This window comes from Streptomyces sp. NPDC057617, assembly GCF_042800555.1.
Classification (GTDB): Bacteria; Actinomycetota; Actinomycetes; order Streptomycetales; family Streptomycetaceae; genus Streptomyces.
Map to the genome: position 1 here is coordinate 361,663 of NZ_JBHVGV010000006.1, position 17,481 is coordinate 379,143.

The 17,481-nt window shown below is 68.2% G+C and carries 16 protein-coding genes; 6 read left to right on the top strand and 10 right to left on the bottom strand.

What is annotated here, in order from left to right; translation table 11 throughout:
* Nucleotides 1–17 precede the first annotated feature (17 nt).
* Entirely contained in the window at nucleotides 18–944 is a 927-nt protein-coding gene (locus ACFU9P_RS17895) for a YDG/SRA domain-containing protein (protein WP_384081607.1), read from the top strand.
* Nucleotides 945–971: 27 nt separating this feature from the next.
* Here the strand turns inward: ACFU9P_RS17895 and ACFU9P_RS17900 are convergent, their stop codons facing one another.
* The 3 genes from ACFU9P_RS17900 to ACFU9P_RS17910 all read right to left on the bottom strand — a co-directional run bounded on the left by ACFU9P_RS17900 (nucleotide 972) and on the right by ACFU9P_RS17910 (nucleotide 4,515).
* A complete protein-coding gene (locus ACFU9P_RS17900; protein ID WP_384081610.1) occupies nucleotides 972–1,955 on the bottom strand; it encodes a hypothetical protein in 984 nt (327 codons plus the stop codon).
* A gap of 143 nt (nucleotides 1,956–2,098) precedes the next feature.
* Nucleotides 2,099–3,022 carry a bifunctional diaminohydroxyphosphoribosylaminopyrimidine deaminase/5-amino-6-(5-phosphoribosylamino)uracil reductase RibD gene (ribD, locus tag ACFU9P_RS17905; protein ID WP_384081885.1) on the bottom strand — a complete coding sequence of 308 codons (924 nt, stop codon included), beginning with the start codon at nucleotides 3,020–3,022 and terminating at the stop codon, nucleotides 2,099–2,101.
* Entirely contained in the window at nucleotides 3,022–4,515 is a 1,494-nt protein-coding gene (locus ACFU9P_RS17910; RefSeq protein ID WP_384081613.1) for a hypothetical protein, read from the bottom strand. The genes ribD and ACFU9P_RS17910 overlap by 1 nt, the downstream gene beginning before the upstream one ends.
* Before the next feature lie 337 nt (nucleotides 4,516–4,852).
* On the opposite strand from ACFU9P_RS17910, the gene ACFU9P_RS17915 reads away from it, so the two are divergent.
* The 3 genes from ACFU9P_RS17915 to ACFU9P_RS17925 all read left to right on the top strand — a co-directional run bounded on the left by ACFU9P_RS17915 (nucleotide 4,853) and on the right by ACFU9P_RS17925 (nucleotide 6,271).
* Nucleotides 4,853–5,233, top strand: a complete 381-nt coding sequence (locus ACFU9P_RS17915) for an ATP-binding protein (protein WP_384081616.1) — start codon at nucleotides 4,853–4,855, stop codon at nucleotides 5,231–5,233.
* Nucleotides 5,230–5,865, top strand: coding sequence for a hypothetical protein (locus ACFU9P_RS17920; protein WP_384081619.1), 636 nt, complete (start codon nucleotides 5,230–5,232; stop codon nucleotides 5,863–5,865). Before ACFU9P_RS17915 ends, ACFU9P_RS17920 begins: the two co-directional genes overlap by 4 nt.
* A gap of 76 nt (nucleotides 5,866–5,941) precedes the next feature.
* Nucleotides 5,942–6,271, top strand: coding sequence for a hypothetical protein (locus tag ACFU9P_RS17925; RefSeq protein ID WP_376374088.1), 330 nt, complete (start codon nucleotides 5,942–5,944; stop codon nucleotides 6,269–6,271).
* A 144-nt stretch (nucleotides 6,272–6,415) separates the two neighbouring features.
* On the opposite strand, the gene ACFU9P_RS17930 is transcribed toward ACFU9P_RS17925, so the two are convergent.
* Nucleotides 6,416–8,041: a DUF445 domain-containing protein gene (locus tag ACFU9P_RS17930; RefSeq protein ID WP_384081623.1), complete on the bottom strand. Its 1,626-nt coding sequence runs from the start codon at nucleotides 8,039–8,041 to the stop codon at nucleotides 6,416–6,418.
* A 215-nt stretch (nucleotides 8,042–8,256) separates the two neighbouring features.
* Between ACFU9P_RS17930 and ACFU9P_RS17935 the strand changes: the two genes are divergently transcribed.
* Nucleotides 8,257–9,705: an SGNH/GDSL hydrolase family protein gene (locus tag ACFU9P_RS17935; RefSeq protein WP_384081626.1), complete on the top strand. Its 1,449-nt coding sequence runs from the start codon at nucleotides 8,257–8,259 to the stop codon at nucleotides 9,703–9,705.
* Nucleotides 9,706–9,816: 111 nt separating this feature from the next.
* On the opposite strand, the gene ACFU9P_RS17940 is transcribed toward ACFU9P_RS17935, so the two are convergent.
* From ACFU9P_RS17940 to ACFU9P_RS17955, 4 genes are all read right to left on the bottom strand, one after another.
* Nucleotides 9,817–10,497: a DUF1707 domain-containing protein gene (locus ACFU9P_RS17940; protein ID WP_376374348.1), complete on the bottom strand. Its 681-nt coding sequence runs from the start codon at nucleotides 10,495–10,497 to the stop codon at nucleotides 9,817–9,819.
* Nucleotides 10,498–10,624: 127 nt separating this feature from the next.
* The gene (locus ACFU9P_RS17945; RefSeq protein ID WP_384081630.1) at nucleotides 10,625–11,710 is read right to left on the bottom strand and encodes an ATP-binding cassette domain-containing protein; all 1,086 of its coding nucleotides are present in this window, start codon (nucleotides 11,708–11,710) and stop codon (nucleotides 10,625–10,627) included.
* A gap of 38 nt (nucleotides 11,711–11,748) precedes the next feature.
* The gene (locus ACFU9P_RS17950) at nucleotides 11,749–12,585 is read right to left on the bottom strand and encodes an ABC transporter permease (protein ID WP_384081889.1); all 837 of its coding nucleotides are present in this window, start codon (nucleotides 12,583–12,585) and stop codon (nucleotides 11,749–11,751) included.
* A gap of 124 nt (nucleotides 12,586–12,709) precedes the next feature.
* A complete protein-coding gene (locus tag ACFU9P_RS17955) occupies nucleotides 12,710–13,510 on the bottom strand; it encodes an ABC transporter permease (RefSeq protein WP_384081633.1) in 801 nt (266 codons plus the stop codon).
* Between the two features lie 375 nt (nucleotides 13,511–13,885).
* Here ACFU9P_RS17955 and ACFU9P_RS17960 point away from each other — a divergent pair, with 375 nt between their 5' ends.
* Nucleotides 13,886–16,534: a transglycosylase domain-containing protein gene (locus tag ACFU9P_RS17960; RefSeq protein ID WP_384081636.1), complete on the top strand. Its 2,649-nt coding sequence runs from the start codon at nucleotides 13,886–13,888 to the stop codon at nucleotides 16,532–16,534.
* 115 nt (nucleotides 16,535–16,649) lie between these two features.
* Here ACFU9P_RS17960 and ACFU9P_RS17965 read toward each other — a convergent pair whose 3' ends face one another.
* Together ACFU9P_RS17965 and ACFU9P_RS17970 are read right to left on the bottom strand one after the other, a co-directional pair.
* The gene (locus ACFU9P_RS17965) at nucleotides 16,650–16,952 is read right to left on the bottom strand and encodes a co-chaperone GroES (RefSeq protein ID WP_046506547.1); all 303 of its coding nucleotides are present in this window, start codon (nucleotides 16,950–16,952) and stop codon (nucleotides 16,650–16,652) included.
* Nucleotides 16,953–17,150: 198 nt separating this feature from the next.
* Entirely contained in the window at nucleotides 17,151–17,471 is a 321-nt protein-coding gene (locus ACFU9P_RS17970; protein ID WP_376374102.1) for a DUF3618 domain-containing protein, read from the bottom strand.
* Between the last annotated feature and the right edge of the window lie 10 nt (nucleotides 17,472–17,481).

Below are 17,481 nucleotides of genomic sequence, written 5' to 3' on the forward strand. Positions count from 1 at the left end.
ACTGAGACCATCTATCCATGCCGCCCACGTCAAAGCAGGTCATGTTTGGCACCCCCGAAGGTGTCACTGAAGGCGATTGGTTCAAGGGACACCAAGAGCTCCACGCCAGTGGGGTGCATCGCTTTAGCGGTCGCGGAATCTCCGGAACAGCAAAGACAGGTGCCGATTCCATCGTCCTGTCTGGCGGATATGTAGATGACACGGACGACGGCGACGAGATCATCTACACCGGCGAGGGCGGCCGCGACCGAGAATCTGGCCAAATGGTCTCAGATCAGTCGCTCACCGATGAAGGCAATGCCGCACTGGTGGTATCTCAAGCCCTCGGTCACCGCGTCCGGGTGATCGAGGGTCTAGATATTAGGGGGAAAACCCGCAAGAGGGCCAGGGGAGGCTACCGGTATCGCGGGCTCTATCGCGTGGCAGATCACTGGATGACCTTTGGGCAGGAAGGTTTCCTCATCTGTCGATTCCGCCTCTTGAAGATTGCCCCCGGCGAGGTAGTTTCGCCTCAACCGGTAGATCCGGCATCGAGCCAGAGCACAGACTTCGAAGAACAGGTCCGGCGGTACATCAGCCAGAACCGCCTTGCGCGTGACTCCAAAGTGGCGCGACAGATTAAGGACCTCTACAACAACACGTGCCAGATTTGCTCCTTGCGCATGGTGGTCTCGCCCGCTGGTGAAGCGTATAGCGAAGCAGCCCATATCCAGGCACTTGGAAAGCCGCACTTTGGTCGAGACATCATCCAGAACGTTCTCTGCCTCTGCCCCAACTGCCACGCACAATTCGATCGTGGAGCTCTCTATGTAACCGATTCCTTTGAGGTGTTCAACAGCATAACGCAGAAATTTGTTGCAGAGCTAAAGCGCATTGAATCCCACGAGATCAGCACTGAATTCCTCCAAAAGCATCGAGAGCGCTGGGCCGATCGCCTTCTGTAGTACGCCGGGTGGCGCGCTGCCGGTTGGTCAGAGGTAGGGGCGGATGATGAGGTTGGGGAGGGCTGGGCGGGATTTGGCCTGGTGGAGTTTGGTGTGGACTGCGGCTACCAGTTCGGCGGGGTGGTCGCGGATCAGGGCGGGGACTGCTGTTACTACGTCCACGCCGTGGGCTTCCAGGAGGAGGCGGCGGCGGAGGGTGGTGCGGTAGGCGGTGATGCCCAGGTGGAATTCCTCCGAGTCGACTTCCAGGGCCACTCCGGCGTGCGGCCAGTAGGCGTCGGGGCGGGCGAGGAAGGTGCCGGTGGGGGTGAGGAGGGTGGGGTTCCAGAGGGGGTGGGGGAGGCCGGCGGCGAGGAGGGTGTCGCGGGCCTGGCCCTCGGCGATGGAGCGGGTGCCCGCGCGGAGTTCGTCGAGGACGGCGCGGACGGCCGGGTTGCGCAGGGCGTGGGACGCGCGGAGTTCGGCGCGGAGGTCTTCCAGGTGGCAACTGCACATCTGGACCGTCGTCGCGAGGATCTCGCGGACCCGCTCGGCGGACGGTTCATGGGCCGCGAAGTCGGACGCGGCGCGGACCGGGCGTACGCAGGGGATGCCGTCGACCAGCAGGGTCGGCGGCCAGCGGCTGGTGCGGCGCAGCCGTACGTACGCCCTGTCCCGCAGGCCTCGGCGCGGGCCGATCAGGACGTCGGCGTGGTCGGCCCCCGCGCCCCGTACTCCGTACAGCGTCAGCGCCGCCTCGCCGGTCAGGACAGCCCTCGTACCGGACAGCGCGGTCGGTCCGGGGTCCGCGTAGAGGACCCCGGCCAGCAGCCGTTGGCGGGAGTTCGGCTCGCCTGTCTGTATCAGGACGACGCCGGGCAGCAGCCGCTGCCAGGGGCCGGCCGGTCTGCACCTGGAAGCGACGGTGTTGGCGGCGAGGCCGGTGGTGCGTAACTGGCGGGTGGTCGCCAGGCGCTGTTGTGTACGGGACAGTTGGGCGATGGCCGGGTCGGCGGCGGTGGTTCGGGACATGGGGGTTCAGTGCCCACGCCACTCCGGGAACGGAACACGTAGCGACGGCCTGTGACGATCTCTTGTGTCCTCAGTTGCGTTAGGCCGTGTCTGGCGTAGACACAACCCCCTGGGACCTGTTCGGGCCGTGACTTGGGCGGGATTCATGGCAAGTCCCGCCCTCGCATCTCATCAGTCCTGCGTCCTACCAGGCGGACATGGGCTGCCAGTCGGGTAACTTCGGTCAGCCGATAACCGTCCGGGACTGCCACGATTTGGGCTGAATCAGTCCCAGGCGACCACGAGTGTGGAGTTTTCGGGAGATAAACGATTACTTGATCGACCATTCCCGCTGAAGCGATCGAAGACAGTTCATCGATCACACCGGACAGCAAAACGGATCGCGCCCCCGTATCGCCGAGCGCTCTCACCATCTCAGTGGCATTACCGCTCAGCGATCCACACGGAAGCCGGAACACGTCGTTGCCGTGACTTCCTGGTCTTCCTTCTTCGATGCCGGCTTGGTCAATCACCAGGTCGTATGATCCTCGAAGCGCACTCTTTTCCTCAAGCGCGACACCCTGTGTGAGATGAGGGTTGGGGTTTCCGCCTGGACTCGCTTCATAGATCCACGTAATGAACGGCCGGTCACCTTTCAGAGAGGCCCGCCAAGGGCCCAGAACGAGAAGCGCCTCATCTTCAAGAAAGCCTTGCTCAACTTCTACGCCCGCTTCTTGCAGGAGTTTCGCCCCGCCTTCGTCGCGCGACGTTGGATCCATTACAGCAATGAGCACTTTAGCCACGCTCGCATTAATCAGAGCTTCACGGCATGGTGGCGTGCGCCCGTAGTGATTGCATGGTTCCAGTGTTACAACTGCCGTTCCGCCCTCCGCCCGTTTGCCGGCGGCGGTAAGCGCATTGACTTCTGCATGTGACTCACCCTTGCGTACGTGATACCCCTCGCCAACCGTCCGTCCGTCACTATCGAGAATTACACAACCAACAGGCGGGTTGGGGCTGGTCGACCCCAACCCTTGGGCGGAAATTGCGATGGCCCGGCGCATGGCAGCCACCTCGTAGGAATTCATCACGTCAGATCCGCCCCTTCTCGAATCTCTTCAAACAACTGAGACACCGCCTGGGATGTTTGAACTTCTCCCAATGCATTTACCGCAGACACTGTCTCATGCATCGTACGCACCGAACCTGAACTGCGTGCGATACTCAGCGCAGAGGTGGCTTGCGCTGCTGCCGAGTCATATTCCCTTACTCCCGCATACGCGAGTGCTAGACGAGCTTGCGCGAGACCTCGGTCTCGCTGGTAGACGTCCGGAACTTCGTTTAGCGCAGCTTCGAAGACCGGAACGGCGAGATCAGGGCGGCCAAGGGTGAGCCAGCAATTGGCTCGCTGAATTTCGATGTAACTTGCGGTGCAGAAGTCCCCATGCCCAGTGCGGGCATCACCTTTGGTATCCGGCGATGCTGCAAACTCATGAGCTTCGTCCAGACGGTTATGACAAGAAACTTCATCCGCATCCAATGCGTATCCATGCGCTTCTTGCTGCATAGCCGCTGCACGCATGGGCGAGGTAAGAACAGACTCGTTTCGCTGGGCGGCTTGAGCGAGACTCACAGTCTGCGCAGCATTCTTCCTCGTAGTGGCCTGCTGGCTCTTACGGAAAAGTGTCCAAGTGACCATGGCTTGGTCACCTGATTCATTTGCCCATTCCATGGCTTGACTCGTCCACTTAGCCGCGCTCTGCATGTCTGAGGAGTCTTCATTCAGCCAGGCGGCAGATTCCGCATATTTGGCTGCAAGTCCCAGCAGTTCAGAGCGCTGAGCACCCCTGGCATATTCGAGAAGCGATTCGAGGATAGAAAGTTGCTGGCGAACTGAAGCAAGCGCGTGGCGCGGACCAAAAAGATTGTCGGCCTGAACGAGGGTGTGCCACATCTCTTGGAGATGCGCTGTTGCTGCGTCGATTCGGGACGCATCGAGTTTCGGTAATGCGGAGCCCGGGATGGATGCATGACTGGAAACTGAAACTCGCGCCACGTCCGTCATTTGCAGGGCAGCGCCAATCGCACCCGTGACCAGATTTCGCCGACTGATGGGCACGACTTGTTTCCTCCCCTCAATCCACACCGAGACCAAGAGCACGTCAGGAAGAACGTGTACGGAGCTGTTGTCCGCGATATCCAACAGCGCATCCGGGCGGCTTGATCCAGAGTAGGCCAGACCTTCGGCTGGATGGCCGCCTTCCGGGGAACCCCCCTCCCAGGGCCGTTCAGGCACGTCCAGCATTTCCCCAGGAATGCCGAAGCCGTCGCAAATACGTTCGATGACACCCTGTCCGCGGACACCGCGGACACCGCGAATGATGTCGCTTACTCGCGAACTCGTCATCCTGCCGACAGCGGCCGCCATGGCCGCGTGGCTGGAGCCCGTCCGTCTGTTGACGAGACGGAAGATCTCTCGAAAGTTCCGAACGGCACAGGCTGCCCGCATGGCCTCACTCTGCAGCAGTGCATCAGGGATCGTCAGCGGATAGCCGCTGCGCCGTGTCTCGCGTTCGTCCATGGGCCACCTAGCAGGGACGGAAGTGACTCCACCCAGCGTATCCCCGGCCTGCTGAGCGGGGATCCCCAAAGTCCCTTGTGGGGTTCCCCATTTGGTGTTCCGGTAGCTCCCCGTCGCCTAGAAGCTCGTAAGGCACAACGCACACACAGTGCTCGGCGAGGACCCCCGCGACCGCACGAACGGCCCGGGGGCGTGGTCTCAACTACAAGGAGTTGATGACATGGTGAAGGCTATCGCTCAGTTCTTCGAGCCGCTTTTGCGGCACTTACTTCCAGCCGGGATTGCCAGAGAACGAAGTGACGCCGTGGTGCTTCGGTGGAGTCCCCATCCCAGTTGTGTGGGGCTGGCGCGGGTGGAGTTGCGCAAGACGTTGGCGAATTGGGGACTGTCCGAGCTGGAGGACTCCGCGTCGCTTGTCCTCTCCGAACTGCTCACCAATGCGGCGCGGCACACCCGTGTCTCCCCGGGGCGAGAGATCGAGACGCGTTACCTGCCCAGGCCCGGCGCCGTACGGATCGAGGTACACGATTCGTCACCCTGCCGGCCCAAGCTGCGGGGCCTGGACCCTGACTCCGTCGACGGCCGGGGCCTCGTCCTCGTAGCCGCTCTGACGGACGAGTGGGGGGTCTGCGAGCGGGGCGACGGGGCGCCCGGGAAGGTCATTTGGGCCGAGCTGGCTCTCCCACTCGGACTGCCTGGTGAGGGTGGTTGCTCGTGACTGCGCCGGTGGGGAGGCCTCCGGTCGTTCCGTACATCGCCTGTTGGTCTTCGGAGCACCGGCCGCAGGGCACGTTGGTCGTCCGGGGCGGCGGCATCGCGTACGCCGACGAAGGACCGTACGAACGCGACGACTTGGGCGTGCTCTGGAAACGGGTGGGAATCAGTCCAGGCAAGGGGCGGCCGGAGTTCGGGAACGTGCACTTCCTGCGCCAGCGCCGGGCCATGCGGAAACTGCTGTGCCAGATCTGCGGCGGCCCGTCCGACCGTACCGACGACGGCACCCTCTGGGTGGTCGGCGAGGACGCCGACTACCCGAAGTTGAGCAAGCCCGGGTACGTCACCACGCATCCGCCCCTGTGCATGCCGTGTGCCGTGACTTCGGTACGGGCGTGCCCGCACTTACGTAGGCGCTATGTCGCTCTGCGGGTGCGGACGTTTGTGGTGGCGGGGGTGCACGGTGTGGTGTATCAGCCGGGCGGGCTGTTTCCGGTGATGTGCGACGCGGGCGGGGTCGCGTTCGAGAGCCGGCGGATCAGGTGGGTGCTGGCAGGCCAGCTGATCATGGAATTCCAGGAATTCACGATCGTGGACCTGGACGCGGAACACGCCGCGTACCTGAAACGAGCGTAAGCACGGCAGAGCGTGTTCGAGGCCCGTCGCAACGCTCAGCTCCGGCTCCGGTGCGGGGGTCGTTAGGCTCGGTGGTATGGCAGTAGCACCGGTATTGGCGTCAGGAAGTATTCCGGCGGCGGTTGTGGCCGCGGGTGGGCTTGTTGGTGGGTATGGGGTTGCGCGGTGGACGAAGAAGCGGCCCCTTGGTGGGGTTGTTCTTGCCGCTGCGGGTGCGGTGGCTGTGCGGGAGTGGCAGCGGGCCGGTGGGACTGAGGCTGCGGTTGGGCTGGGGGTCGCGTACGTTGCCGCCTTCGCCGGGTCACATCCGCTGGCCAAGAAGATCGGGGCCTGGCCGGCCGTTTTCACCGTGGCGGGTGGGGTTGCCGCCGCGTCGTGGGCCGTCACCCGGCGCGCCGGCGGGTGACCGTGAGCGGGTTGCCGTTGCCTTGAACGGTTCCGGGCTCCGGCCCGTACTCAAGGGCGGCACCCCCCTGGTGGCTGGGCGCGTGGCCGGGCGACATGGTCCGTGGCGCGCGCCCAGCGCTCCCGTACGCCCGCGGCGCCCCGGCTACGCGCCCAGCGCGTGTGCCACCGTATAGATCAGCAGGCCCGCGAGCGCGCCGACGACCGTGCCGTTGATGCGGATGAACTGCAGGTCGCGGCCGATGTGCGCCTCGATCTTGCGGGAGGTGTCGGCGGCGTCCCAGCTCCGTACGGTGTCCGAGATCAGGGACGTGATCTCACTGCGGTACGTCGAGACGACATAGCCCGCCGCGTCCTCGACCCACCCGTCCACCTTCCCCTGGAGCCTGCTGTCCGTCGCCAGCCGTGAGCCCAGGGAGAGGAGCGAGGCCCGGGCACGCAGGCGCAGTTCGCTGCGGTCGTCCTCCGCCGCGGACATGATCATCGCGCGTACGGAAGCCCAGGCCGAGGCGATGATGTCCTGCACCTCGGGGCGCGCCAGCAGCTCCGACTTCAGCCGCTCGACCCTGGCCCGGGTCTCCGTGTCCGACTGGAGGTCCACGGCGAAGTCCCCGAGGAAACGGTCGATGGCGCCGCGCGCCGGGTGGTCGGGCATGTCGCGCATCTCGGTGACGAACCGCAGCAGCTCCTTGTAGACGCGGTCGCCGACCCGGCGGTCGACAAAGCGCGGGGTCCAGCCCGGCGCACCGCCCTGGACGGCGTCCATGACCGAGTCGCCGTGCTCGACCAGCCAGTCGTGCGCGCGGGCGCAGATCAGGTCCACGGCGCGGTGGTGCGCGCCGTCCGCGACGACTCTCTCCAGGGTCTTGCCGATGCCCGGAGCGACCTCCGCCGCGTTGGCGCGGCGGGTGATCGCCTCGCCGACGATGGCCTGTACGTCGGAGTCCCGCAGGACCCGCAGCGCACCGCGCAGCGCCGTGGACAGCTCGGCGGTGACGCGGTCGGCGTGCGCCGGCGCGGCGAGCCAGGTACCGAGCCGGCCGCCGATGGCGAGGGCGCGCAGACGGGCCCGTACGACCTCGGCGGAGAGGAAGTTCTCGCCCACGAACGAGCCCAGGGAGGTGCCGAGCTGGTCCTTCTTGTTCGGGATAATCGCGGTGTGCGGGATGGGGAGGCCGAGCGGGTGCCGGAACAGCGCCGTCACCGCGAACCAGTCCGCCAGCGCGCCCACCATGCCCGCCTCGGCCGCCGCGGCGACATAGCCGGTCCAGCCGCCCGCGCCGGCGTTCTTGGCCCAGGTGGTCAGGACATAGATCAGGGCGACGAGCAGCAGCAGCCCGGTGGCGGTGGTCTTCATACGGCGGACGCCGCGCCGCTTCTCCTCGTCGGCGGCGGTGTACGAGAAGGAGCCCAGGGCGGCGCCGAGAGGTGAGCGCTTGCTGGGCGAGGCGGGTGTGCCGGGCGCGCCGGGCGCGCCGGGCGAACCGGCCCCACCCGCGCCGGAACCTCCGGACCTGCCCGAGTCGCCGGACCCGCTGCCCGAACCGCCGCCCGTGCCGGAACCCCCCGAACCGCGAGCCCCGCCCGCACCAGACCCGCCGTCCGAACCCGACCCGCCGTCCAAACCAGACCCGCCCGTGCCGGAACCGTCCCGCGCCCCCGGCCCGCTCCCCAGCTCACGACCCTCCGGAAGCCCGGCATGGTCTCCGGTGCCAGCCGCGTCGTCGGCGCCAGCCACCTCCGGCGTTCTCTCCGGATCCGTACGTTCCATTCCGTTCCACCCGTCCGCGTACCCGCCGTGCCCGCCGTGCCCGTCGTGCCTGTCGTGGCCGCAAGCCCGCCCTTGTCCATTGACATTGTCCCTGCCTGAGGTACTCCCGGGGCGCGTGCCGAGTTCCCGGGGCCATGCCCGATGATGTCTCTGCGCCAAGGCACGACAACAAGCACGAGCACGAGCATGCACGACCGTGAGGGGGACCACCGGGCATGACTGGATATCGCACATATGCCCTGCTCGGAGCGCTTCTGGGATTAGTGGCGCTGGTCTGCGCCACCATCATCGGCGGGTTCGCCCTGCTCGACGGCTCCGGCATCGGCCCCCGCACCGGCGGCCTCGCCTTCGGCGACCCCTGGCTGTCCCGCGCCGAGAACCGCGCCGAAAACCAGGACCGCAACCAGGACGGAACTCAGGGCCGGACCCCGGACGGACTCCACGACGGCGCCCAGGACCGTACCGAGAACCGCACCAACGACCGTACGCGCCTCGGCACCGCCGAGCAGCCCGCCTCGGACAGCGCCTGGACCGCCACCTGGGCCGCCGCCCCCGCCGGGACCGAACCGGGCGCCCCCTTCGGCCACCCCGGGCACACCATCCGTAACGTCGTGCACACCAGCATCGGCGGCACCGGCGTCCGCGTCACCCTCTCCAACCTCTACAGCCCCGCCGCCCTCCTGATCGGCCATGCCTCGGTCGCCGTCCGGGACGGCGAGGGCGCCGCCGCCGTCCCCGGCACCATGCGCAGGCTCACCTTCGCGCGGCAGACCGCCGTGACCGTGCCGCCCCGCGGCCAGATCATCAGCGACCCGGTGGAACTGCCGGTGCCGTACGACGGCGATCTGCTGGTCACGCTGCACACCCCGGCGCCCGGCGGCCCGGTCACGTACCACCCGATGGCGTTCCAGACCTCGTACCTCGCCCGGAGCGACCGGGGCGACCGTACGGAGGACCTCGACGCCGCCGCGTTCACCGAGCCGACCGGCTTCTGGCGCTATGTCACGGCCGTCGACGTGCTCAACCGCGAGTCACCGGGCGCGGTCGTGACCTTCGGCGACTCGATCACCGACGGCGACGGCTCCCGGCCCGACGCGAACCGCCGCTGGCCCGACATCCTCGCGGCCCGGCTGCGCGACCGGAACATCGGCGTGGTGAACGCGGCCATCAGCGGCAACCAGGTCCTCGGGGACCAGTCGTGGCGCGGCTGCGGCGCCAGCGGCCTCGACCGCTTCCGGCGCGATGTGCTCGGCCGGGCCGGGGTCAGGGCCGTCGTCATCGACCTCGGCGTCAACGACATCCTGCGCGGCGGCGAACGCGACCCTGCCAGAATCACCGCCGGGCTCCGCGAACTGACCCGGCAGGCGCACGCCCGCGGAATCCGCGTCGTCGGCGCGACCCTGGCGCCGTTCGGCGCGCACCGCGGGTACGACGAGGCCACCGAGGCCGTACGCGACCAGGTCAACGAGGAGATCAGGTCGGGCGGGATCTTCGACGAGTTCGTGGACTTCGACCAGGTGCTGAGCGATCCGTACGCGCCGGACCGGATCAGGCCGGTGTACGACTCGGGGGACGGTCTGCATCCGAGCGACGCGGGCTACCGGGCGATGGGCCGCCACTTCGATCTCGCGTCGCTGGAGGGCAAAGTCCCGGCCGAGCTCTGACCCGTACACGTACAGATCCGTACACGTACATACGCCGGTGCGGGTACGCGCGTACCCGCACCCCCGCCCTGAAAACCCCCGGCCGCCCAAACCGCCCGCGGCCCGACGCCCTCAGTCCAGCTCCCCGCGGTCCTTCTTCTCCAGCTTCTGCCGCTTCCGCTCTTCCTTCAGCCGGCGCTTCTCCGACTCCCGGATCTTGCGCTCCACCCCGACCCCGCCCATCAGCGCGAACCCGGTGACGATCACCCGCGGCGACCCCGGGCTGATCTCGCTGTCGCCCACCTCGCCGAAGCCGCCCATGAAGCCGAAGCCCCTGACCTCGACATCCATGTCCGGCGGCACGACCACATGCACCCCGCCCATCAGCGTGAAGCAGCGGATCACCACATCGCGCTCCTCGAACCGCGCCTCGCGCAGATCGATCTCGCCGCCCGCCTGGAGGACGACCGCCGTGAACGTACGGCCCACCGTCCACGTGCCCTTGCGCCCGAAGCCGCCCCAGAACGCGAAAGCGCCCTTGGAGGTGGCCCGTTCGCGGCCGATCCGGTCGGACCAGGCGGTCACGGCGCCGCCCGGCGAGGACGGAACCGCGACACCCGTCGTCGTACCGGGCGCGGGCAGGTCCCGTACAAGTGGCACCAACTCGCCATGCGTGCGCGCCTTGTACGCCGAGTCCAGGCGCTCCTGGAACTCCTCCATGTCAAGCCGCCCCTCGGCGACGGCCTCGCGCAGCCGTTCCGCGATCTGCTCCCGCTCGGCGTCGGAGGCTCGCGTATCGGGCGCCACGGGCATATCGGGGCGAGAACCCTCGAAGTGACCGGCGGCTGCGGAGCCAGGACCGGGCGCGGACTCGGACTCGGGACCTGGGCCAGGCCGTTCACTCGTCATGGCAGCAGAGTAGTCACCGCCGGGGCCCGCGTCACACAGCCGATCGATCGGCGTACATCTTGGCGATCACCGTCTCGATGTCCGGCTCCCGCACCGACAGATCCACCAGCGGGTACTCCGCCGCGATCCGCGCCACCAGCGGCGCCGCGGACTCGGTCGCCGGGAAGGCCAGCCACTGCCGGGGCCCCTCGGTCCTGACCGGCCGCGCACCGGGCACTTCGATGGGCGGAAGCTCCCGCTCCAGATCGACGACCAGTGTCCGCTCGCTCCGGCCGATCTCATGCAGCCCGGCCAGCGCCCCGTCGTAAAGCAGCCGGCCATGGTCAATGACCATCACGCGCTTGCAGAGTTGCTCAATATCGGTCAGATCGTGGGTGGTCAGCAGAACGGTCGTACCGCGCTCGGCATTGAGGTTCCGCAGGAAATCCCTGACCTTGGCCTTGGAGATCACATCGAGCCCGATGGTCGGCTCGTCCAGATACAGGATCGCCGGATCGTGCAGCAGCGCCGCCGCGATGTCGCCGCGCATCCGCTGGCCGAGCGAGAGCTGCCGTACGGGTACGTCCAACAGCTCGGCCAGATCAAGGAGTTCGACACACCGCTCCAGATTCGCCCGGAACCGCGCGTCGGGGATCCGGTACATGCGGTGCATCAGACGGTACGAGTCGATCAGCGGCAGATCCCACCAGAGCGTGGTGCGCTGCCCGAAGACCACGCCGATGTGCCGCGCCAGCCTGGTGCGTTCCCGGGACGGGTCGATGCCCGCGACACGCAGCCGGCCGCCGCTCGGGGTCAGAATGCCGGTGAGCATCTTGATGGTGGTCGACTTGCCCGCGCCGTTCGGGCCGATGTAGCCGACCATCTCGCCGCGCGGGACCCGGAAACTGATGCCGTCGACGGCCCTGACCTGGTGCTTCTCACGGCGCAGCCAGCCGACGCCGCGCCGCGCTCCGCCACCCGCTCCACCACCTGATCCGCTACGTGCCCCGCCTCGCGCTCTGCGCCGTACGTCGAAGACCTTCTCCACGCCGTCCAGTTCGATCAAGCCGTCCTCAGCTCCGACCGCATCCTCGGCAGCTCCGACCGCGTCCTCGGCGCCTGCGCCCTCCGTATTCATGAACTCTCCATCCTCATGAACTCTCCATTCGCCGGTCGTCAGCTCCCCGTACTCCGGTACGCGCGCAGCCCCGCCCGCCAGGCGAGCCCCGCCAGCGCGCAGCACACCACCGCCACCAGCGGCGGCAGGAACGCGACCGCGTCCGGCAGCCCCAACGGGTCCTCGCGGCCCAGGACATACAGCGCGGGCATCCAGTTGACGAAGGCCAGCGGCACCACAAAGGTCACCCCGCGCACGAGGTCCTTCGAGAAGACCGTCGGCGGGTACTGGAGCAATGTCTGCCCGCCGTACGTGAACGAGTTCTGCACCTCCGAGGCGTCCTGCGCCCAGAACTGGAAGGCCGCGCCCGCCACGAACACCGCCCCGAAGATCACCGCCCCGCTGACCACCATCATCGGCAGCATCAGTACCCGTACCGGCGTCCAGTCGAGGTCCAGCGCCGACAGGGCGTAGACCAGTACGAGCAGCCCCTGCCCGAGCCGGCCGACCCGGCGCAGCGCGAACCGGTCCGCCGCCACCTGTGCCAGTACGGGTACGGGCCGCAGCAGCAGCGTGTCGAGTGTGCCGTCACGCACCCGGCTGCCCAGCCGGCCCATCGGCCCGATGAGCAGATCGGCGAGACCGAACGCGATCGCGGACGTCCCGTACAGAAACGCGACCTCCGGCAGCGCGTAGCCGCCCAGGCTGTCCACATGGGAGAACATCAGCAGGATCGTGACGAAGTCGAAGGCGGTCACCGCGAAGGTCCCGAGGGCCGTCATCACGAAGGACGCGCGGTACGTCATCGTGGAACGGATCCACATGGCCACGATCAGGCCGTACGCCCGGAGCCCGTCCCGTACGGCGGCGCGCCGCGAGGACCCCGGAATCCACAGCTCCGGAAGATCCGCGGACGCCCCCCGGACCGACGACGTTCCCTCGCCCGACGTCCCCTCACCCGACGCCCCCTCGGCCCACGACTCCACGACCGCGTCCCTGGACTCAGCCCCCGCCCCCGCCTCAGCCACCCTGGACCACCACCCTCCGTGTCGCGACCGACTGGAGCACCCGCCCCGCCGCCAGCAGCGCCACCGCCCAGCCCGCCTGGAACGCGTACGCCCCGGCCAGGTCCCAGCCGGTGTGCTTGCCGAGCAGGACGTCCGCCGGGATCTGGAGCAGCGAGGACCACGGCAGCGCCGCCGCCACCTCGCCCAGCGCGCCCGGGAAGACCGGGAGCGGCAGCAGCATCCCGGAGAAGAACAGCCCCGCCAGCAGCGCCATCTGCGCCGCCCCCGCACCGTCCATCAGCCAGAACGCCGAGAGCGCGACCAGGAAGCGGATCGCGAAGCTGACCACCACCCCCAGCGTCACCGCGCACAGGAACGCCAGCCAGGTCAGCGGATCCGCGGGCAGCGCCAGCTCGAAGACGAGCGAGCCGAGCACCATCGGCAGGATCCCGCGCCCCAGCAGATGGAAGGCCGCCCGGCCGAGGTCCACGGCCAGCCACCAGAGCTGGAGATCGGCGGGTCGGTAGAGATCGATCGCGACGTCCCCCGTACGGATCCGCTCGATCAGCTCGCTCTCGAAACCGCCGCCCATCATGGCGCAGGTCGCCAGCAGCGCCTGGCCGAGCCATACATAGGTCAGGGCCTCCGGCAGGTCGTAACCGCCGAGCTGCGGGCGCTCGTCCCAGAGAGCCATATAGGTGTACGCCACGATGTAGCCGAAGACAGTGTTGGTGAACACACCGGCGAAGGTCGCCACCCGATAGGTCGCATAGCGCCGGAACCCACCTCCGGCCACCGCGATATAGAGCCGCACCACACCCCCCTCAAGACTCGCTGAAACCGCCCCGGACCCGCCGCCCGCCGGGGGGCCCGTGCCGTACCGGCCCCCGGCGAGGCACCCGCGACACACCCGGCACACACCCGGAAAGCACCGGCGGGAACCCGGCACGCACCCCGGTAGGCATCCGGCACGCACCCGGTAGGCACCAAAGCGCACGACCCTAGCCCACCGGAGTCAGCCACCGCGACCCGTTATCCGGGCGACGCTACTCATCCGTTCTGACCGTGTTTCATAGGACTGCGCAGCTTTTCGTAGATCTGCGCCGCGAATCGCCTGATACGACACCGTCAAGGACACCGCCAAGCCGGAGAGCGATCACCGGGCCACGGCCGAGGAGTCTCCACACTTATGAGCGACGAGCCATATCAGCAGGGCTGGGCCCCAAGGGACCCCTCGGTCCTCGTGCCCACGATCTCCCGCTTCCCGTCCGGCCAGAAGGGCGGGCGAGGCGGAAGGACCCGAAAGGGTGAACCGGGCGGAAGCCCCGGAAGCGGCGGGTCCGGCGCCAACGGGCCCGGCAACCCCGGTGGCCCCGGAAAGCGCAACCGCCCCAAACGCCCCCGCCACCCCGGCGCCCCCCGCCGACCCCACGACCCCAACGACCCCAACAGCCCCCACCGCACCGGCCTCCGCCGCATCCTCCCCACCTGGCGGACCGTCCTCGGCGCGACCCTGATCAGTACGCTCCTCCTGATGGCGGCCCTGATCATCGGCTACCAGATCGTCGGCATCCCGCCCGCCAACGCCCAGGCCACCGCCCAGTCCAATCTCTACCTCTACGCGGACGGCACCCAGCTCGCCCGCGACGGCGAGGTCAACCGCGAGAACATCCGGCTCTCCCAGGTGCCGAAGAGCGTCCAGCAGGCCGTACTCGCCGCCGAGGACCGCGACTTCTACCACGAACACGCCGTCGACCTGCAAGGCATGACCCGCGCCTTCTGGAACACCCTCACCGGCAAGGGCACCCAGGGCGGCTCCACCATCACCCAGCAGTACGTCAAGAACTACTACCTGGGCCAGGAACAGACCGTCGTACGCAAGAGCAAGGAACTCTTCATCGCGATCAAGCTCAACCGCGAACAGAGCAAGGAGAGCATCCTCCAGGGCTATCTGAACACCAGTTACTTCGGCCGCAACGCGTACGGCATCCAGGCCGCCGCCCAGGCCTACTACGGCAAGGACATCGAGCGGATCAGCGTCGCCGAAGGCGCGTATCTCGCCGCACTGCTCAACCAGCCCAGCGAGTACGACATCGCCGTCCACCCCGAGAACCGGCCGGCCGCCAAGGCCCGCTGGAACTACGTCCTCGACGGCATGGTCAAGGAGGGCTGGCTCGGCCAGGCCGACCGGGCCGCGCTGAAGTTCCCCGTACCCGGCAAGATCAGGCACGCCTCCGGCGGGCTCTCCGGACAGCGCGGCTATATCGTCCAGGCCGTCGAGGACTACCTCACCAGCAACAAGATCATGGACGAGAACACCCTGGCCGCCGGCGGCCACCGCATCACCACCACACTGGAGCGCTCCAAGCAGGACGCCCTCGACAAGGCCGTCGACGACCACGTACTGAGCCGGCTCGACACCGACGAGCGCGACGCCGACCGCAACGTACGTGTCGGCGGCGTCTCCATCGACCCCGCGACCGGCCGGGTCGTCGCCATGTACGGAGGCGTCGACTACACCCAGCAGTACGTCAACAACGCCACCCGCCGCGACTACCAGGTCGGCTCCACCTTCAAGCCCTTCGTCCTCGCCGCCGCCATCGAGCACCAGTCCCGGACCCGGTACGGCGAGACCATCACCCCCAGCACCGTGTACGACGGCGACAACGAGCGCGAGGTCGAGGGCCCGGAAGGACCCATCGACTACGCCCCGGCCAACGAGGACGACATCAGCTACGGCCCCATCTCCGTCCGCGAGGCCACCGACAAGTCCGTCAACGCCGTGTACGCGCAGATGGCCGAGGACGTCGGCCCGGCCACCGTCAAGGAGACGGCCATCGCCCTCGGCGTCCCGGAGAACACCCCCGACCTGACGCCCTCCCCCTCCATCGCGCTCGGCCCGGCCACCGCCAGCGTCCTGGACATGGCGAAGGCGTACGCGACCCTCGCCAACCACGGCCGGCACGGCACATACACCCTGGTCGACAAGATCAGCAGAAACGGCAAGGACGTCGGACTGCCCGGCCGGAGCACCGAGCAGGTCATCAGCCGCGAAGCCGCCGACACCACCACGGCCGTACTGCGCGGGGTCGTCGAAGGCGGTACGGGCACCGCGGCGCTCTCCGCGGGCCGCCCCTCCGCGGGCAAGACGGGTACGGCGGAGGACGACAAGGCGGCCTGGTTCGCCGGCTACACCCCGGATCTGACCACGGTCATCGCGATGATGGGCGCCGATCCGAAGACCGCCGCGCAGAAACCGCTGTACGGGGCGCTGGGCCAGACCCGGATCAACGGGGGCGGGCCGCCGGCCGAGATCTGGGGGCAGTTCACGGCCGATGTGCTCAAGGGCACCCAGGCCAAGGACTTCGACCTGCGGACCGAGGAGGGGTCGGACCGGTTCTCCACCTCGGAGGACTCACCTGACTCGCCCGACTCGCCCGTCTCATCGGACTCGGCGGACGGATTCAGGAAGGACGAAGCGGGCGACGGGCCACTGCTCGACCCCGAGGACGAGGCCCTGAAGCTGGGCCCGTTCTCGTACCAGGACCGGTCGGACGGGCGGTCCCCCGGCAGGCCCGGAGGCCTGGCGCACGGCGGCGAGGGCGGCTACCCGGGGCAGTCGTACGGCCGCTCGCACGGTCCGGGCCTCTCGTACGGTCCGGGCCTCGGCCAGGGACAGAGCCAGGTGCCGTCGCAGGGGCTGGCCGCGCCCTTCGGCGGAAGTGCCGACTCCGGTCAGGGCGACACCGAAGACGGCAGGCCGGGCCGTACGAACAGCTACGGATGGGGTACGGGCAGCAGCCCGGCCGGCAGAAGGATCCCGGGCCTCGACTGGTGATCCGGCGCCTTGACGGGATCCGGCCGGGCGGCCGCGGCTATGGCGGCGGCTCGGCCGGGTCCCGGGGGCTCTGAGAAAACAGCGGCCGGCTTACGAAAGCCGTGGCTTTCGTGGCTTACAGATACAGCCCGGTCGAGTCCTCGGAGCCCTCGAACCGGTCGGCGGCGACCGCGTGCAGATCGCGCTCCCGCATCAGGACGTACGCCACCCCGCGCACCTCGACCTCGGCCCGGTCCTCGGGGTCGTACAGCACCCGGTCCCCCGGCTCCACCGTCCGTACGTTCTGGCCCACGGCCACCACTTCGGCCCAGGCCAGCCGACGGCCGACCGCGGCCGTCGCGGGAATGACGATGCCGCCGGACGAGCGCCGCTCACCTTCCGGGATGTCCGTCCTGACCAGGACCCGGTCATGGAGCATCCGGATGGGCAGTTTGTCGTGCTGGTCGTGCCTGCCGAGCTGGCTGAGGGGTTTCTCGCTCACGTCCCAGAACCTACCTGCTCGCGTTCATTCCGTATGCCACAGGGGTAAACCACATGGTCCCCCTCAGTCCGCGGGCGCGTCTTCCGATTCGCCCGGGTCCGCCGCGGTCCGCCCCCCACGATCCGTCTCGGGGGGTCAGCGCCGGCGGCGCCGTACCGACACCGCGAGCAGCCCCACGATGCCGACCGCCACCAGCGCCACCGGCACCAGCCGGTCGAGCCGCGGCCCGCCGTCGAGCCCGACGAACTGCGCCCGTACCCCCGACACCGCTCTGTTCACCGCCACGAACGCACGCCCGGCCGTGTGATCCACACCGGAGACCACCCGGGCCTTCGCGTCGCCGACGATCGTCTTCGGGTGCACCCGCACCCCGATCTCGTCCAGCGTCTCGGCGAGCTGCTCGCGCCTGCGGATGATGTCCGCCTCGATCTGCGCCGGGGTCCTGGAATCCGACACCGCGCTGCCT